This window comes from Mesorhizobium sp. M4A.F.Ca.ET.020.02.1.1 (assembly GCF_004022645.1).
Classification (GTDB): domain Bacteria; phylum Pseudomonadota; class Alphaproteobacteria; order Rhizobiales; family Rhizobiaceae; genus Mesorhizobium.
The window spans coordinates 1-3,364 of the sequence record NZ_RZOI01000660.1; the positions used below are offsets into that span (position 1 = coordinate 1).

6 protein-coding genes and 1 pseudogene are annotated in these 3,364 nt (G+C 62.1%); 2 read left to right on the top strand and 5 right to left on the bottom strand.

All coding sequences use genetic code 11. The annotated features are described in order from the left end of the window. The coding region (locus EN742_RS28755) for a pseudouridine-5'-phosphate glycosidase (protein WP_148670328.1) at positions 1-804 on the top strand (804 nt) is incomplete at its 5' end. Positions 805-807: 3 nt separating this feature from the next. Here the strand turns inward: EN742_RS28755 and EN742_RS28760 are convergent. Then, positions 808-1,131, bottom strand: a complete 324-nt coding sequence (locus EN742_RS28760) for a TfoX/Sxy family protein (RefSeq protein WP_126054860.1) — start codon at positions 1,129-1,131, stop codon at positions 808-810. 89 nt (positions 1,132-1,220) lie between these two features. Here EN742_RS28760 and EN742_RS28765 point away from each other — a divergent pair, with 89 nt between their 5' ends. Further along, positions 1,221-1,718: a GFA family protein gene (locus tag EN742_RS28765; protein ID WP_127406522.1), complete on the top strand. Its 498-nt coding sequence runs from the start codon at positions 1,221-1,223 to the stop codon at positions 1,716-1,718. A gap of 7 nt (positions 1,719-1,725) precedes the next feature. On the opposite strand, the gene EN742_RS28770 is transcribed toward EN742_RS28765, so the two are convergent. The 4 genes and pseudogenes from EN742_RS28770 to EN742_RS28785 all read right to left on the bottom strand — a co-directional run. Further along, positions 1,726-2,244, bottom strand: a complete 519-nt coding sequence (locus tag EN742_RS28770; RefSeq protein WP_127406523.1) for a DUF2199 domain-containing protein — start codon at positions 2,242-2,244, stop codon at positions 1,726-1,728. Between the two features lie 10 nt (positions 2,245-2,254). Continuing rightward, entirely contained in the window at positions 2,255-2,641 is a 387-nt protein-coding gene (gene sufA / locus EN742_RS28775; RefSeq protein WP_127406524.1) for a Fe-S cluster assembly scaffold SufA, read from the bottom strand. Between the two features lie 96 nt (positions 2,642-2,737). Continuing rightward, positions 2,738-3,226 carry a DUF4375 domain-containing protein gene (locus EN742_RS28780; protein ID WP_126054864.1) on the bottom strand — a complete coding sequence of 163 codons (489 nt, stop codon included), beginning with the start codon at positions 3,224-3,226 and terminating at the stop codon, positions 2,738-2,740. 8 nt (positions 3,227-3,234) lie between these two features. Next, positions 3,235-3,364: pseudogene (locus tag EN742_RS28785) on the bottom strand (SUF system Fe-S cluster assembly protein); the annotation flags it as partial.

Here is a 3,364-nt window from a genome sequence, read left to right on the forward strand (position 1 = left end):
CCCTATCCGGACAACGGCGCCATGGCCGCCAATGTCGAGAAGATCATCCTGGACAATGGCGCGGTACCGGCAACGATCGCGGTGGTCGCCGGCCGCATCAAGATCGGCCTCTCCGACGGCGAGCGCGAATCGCTGGCGATGACCGGCGACGCCATGAAACTGTCGCGCGCCGATCTCGGCTTTGCCGTCGCGCAAGCGCGCACCGGCGGCACCACCGTCGCCGCGACGATGATCGCCGCGTATATGGCCGGGATAAAGGTGTTCGCCACCGGCGGCATCGGCGGCGTGCACAAGGGCGCTGAAAAGAGCTTCGACATCTCGGCCGACCTCGACGAGCTGGCGCGCACGCCGGTCATCGTGGTGTCGGCCGGCGCCAAGGCAATCCTCGACATCGAAAAGACGCTGGAAGTGCTGGAGACGCGCGGCGTGCCGGTCGTCGGCCATGGCTGCGAGACGATGCCTGCGTTCTGGTCCAGGCATTCGCCGTTCCGCGCCCCGCTCACCTTGCATGCGCCGGAGGACATTGCGCATTTCTACCGGACGCGGCAGGCGCTGAGCCTCGGCGGCGGCATACTGATCGCCAACCCGGTGCCGGAGAACGAGGAGATCCCGGCCAAGGAGATGGATGGCTACATCCAGGCGGCGCAGAAGGCGGCGGAGGCGCTCAACGTCAGCGGCAAGGCAGTGACGCCGTTCCTGCTGTCGAAAATCCTCGAGCTGACCGGCGGCCGCAGCCTCAAGACCAACATCGCGCTGGTCGAGAACAATGCGCGGCTGGCGGCCAGGATCGCCAAGGCGCTGTAGCGTCTACTTGCCCGCCCGCAGCCCCGCCTCATAGGCGCGGCGCGCCCAGACCGCCATCTCGTCGGGGTCGTCGAACGCGCTGTCGGGAATACTCCAATAGGGCATGGCGACCAGCTTGCCATGCCTGGAGCCGGTGTAGGTCCACTGCTGGCAGCCGGCGGCCTCGAAATCGGGGGCGCTTTGCTCGTCGGCCTTCAGCTTCAGCTCGCCGCGCAGCACGATGGCGACGATGACGCCGTCGCAATAGATGCCCTTGCCGCCGAACATCTTTCGGATGCTGATCGGCCCCAGGCTTTCGAACAGTTCTTCAAGGCGCGCATTGTCCATGCCGCGATCATCTCATCCGGCGTGGGCCTTGTCATCGCCGCAACCAAAGGCATGCTGACAGATTGAGATACGAAAACGGAGCTCCCGCCATGCCTGTCCTGCTCAAAGGCTCCTGCCGGTGCAATGCTGTCCGCTTCGAAGTGGAAAGCAACACGCCGGTGCCGTTCATGCTCTGCTACTGCTCGATCTGCCGCAAGCAGCAGGGCGGCGGCGGTTTCGCCATCAATCTCGGCGCCGACTACGAGACGCTCAAGATCACGGGCAAGCGCAGCCTCGGCGTCTACCGGGCCGAGATAGAGGATGACGAGCATCCGCATTGCGAGGTGTCGACCGGCGAGCGCAACTTCTGCCGCAAATGCGGTTCGGCGCTCTGGCTCTACGACCCGACCTGGCCGGATCTGGTTCATCCCTTCGCCTCGGCGATCGACAGCGAGCTGCCGGTACCGCCGGAAAAGGTGCATCTGATGCTGAAATACAAGGCGAGCTGGGTCGAGCCGGTGATCGGCAAGAACGACAAGCTGTTCGACGTCTACCCGGAAGAATCGATCGCCGACTGGCACAAGCGCACCGGCATGTGGGTAGACTGAGCTGAACCTAAGGGCGATGCGTTAGCGCAACCCAGCGCTCGATCTGCTCCACATCCACCCCATCGCGCTGCGCGACGACCAAGGGATGATCTGCATCATGCAGAAACACCTTGGGGCGCATGTTGCCAAGCTGGAATACAACATTGGCATGTAGGTGCATCGAGCTTGGGTATTCGGGAATATCGTGCATCAGATACCCGAAGCAAAGTTCGTCCTCATATTGGCCACTGTCATATCCGTCGCGATAGACATTCCAGCTCCTTTCCGAGACCGACATCCATACGCCGAAGCAGAACTCGTCGGTCAGCGCAGGAACGGGCAACGGCAGCAGGCAACGAATAAATCGATCCGTTTGGCCCGTGGCGTAACTCACCAGGCAGAAATCTTCATTCTTGCGGAAGGTCGATCGAGCGACCTCATCGAGTGCGTCTGGATCCACCGGCGCGTCGAACGCCAGGTCTGTCGGAAGCCCGACAAACTCCTTGCTACAACAGGCACACCGCCAGCGATATGCCTCGGCGCGCATGATGAAAAAGCTAAGCCGCGCTTGAAGCGCGCGCCTCGGCAAGCGCCTTGAGGTCGGCCGGCTTCAACTCGACCGACTCGCCGCAGCCGCAGGCCGAGCTCTGGTTCGGGTTCTTGAAGGTGAAGCCGGTGCGCAGCGTCGTCTGCTCGAAATCCATCTCGGTGCCGAACAGGAAGAGCGCTGCTTCCGGCGCGACATAGACATGCGCGCCGTCGCGCTCGATATGATCGTCCTTGGTGTTCGGCTCGGTCACCAGGTCGACCGTGTATTCCATGCCGGCGCAGCCGCCCTTCTTGATGCCGAGGCGGATGCCGTGCGCATTCTCGCGCGTGGCGACGATCTCGCGCACCCGGTCGGCGGCCTTTTCGGTCATCGTGATGACGGCGAAGCGTCCCATTCTCTTTCCTCTTCCATTCCATGCAGGTTCAAGGCCCGCCGAATGATTCATCACCTAAAATGGTGAAGTTTGTTGGCGGGTGCAACCCCGGCTCTGTTACTGAACCGTTGCAAGCAACTGACTGGCCTCCCGTTCCAAAACCTTATACATCGCCGTCGGATGACGCTCTTCAGCGGCATAGAACTGGTTGGAGGCCAGATCGAATGCAGTTTCCGGCAACTCATCCATCCTATCCATTCTTTGCAAGCGGTCCCGAGGAAAGTTCGGGCCGAACACCGCCAACGCACTTTCCGCTGCAGCCGCATGTTCCGACAGGCCGAGCCGCCGCATCGCGCCAATGGCTCGCTCGATCGTTATTCCACACGAATTGTGGAAGTACTGATGAAAGGTGCCATTCAGGACATCACCGAGCAGAATATCCGCGCAAAGCACGTCGGCGACGCCTGCCGGCATTCCGTTCAGAAGCGCGTCAAATGCGGCCGGTTTGCCCATGCTGTTGAGAAAGTCGTCGCCGCCCCATTGCTGCATCAGCTTCATCGTCGAGGGCGGCACGAATTCGGGAAGATCGATCTCCCAATCTTCCATTTGAGCCCTCAATACCAGCCGACCGCGACCTGCGCCTCTTCCGACATGCGGTCCGGCGTCCACGGCGGATCGAACACCATGCTGACCTCGACTCCGGAAACACCCTCGACCGCGCCGACGGCATTCTCGACCCAGCCC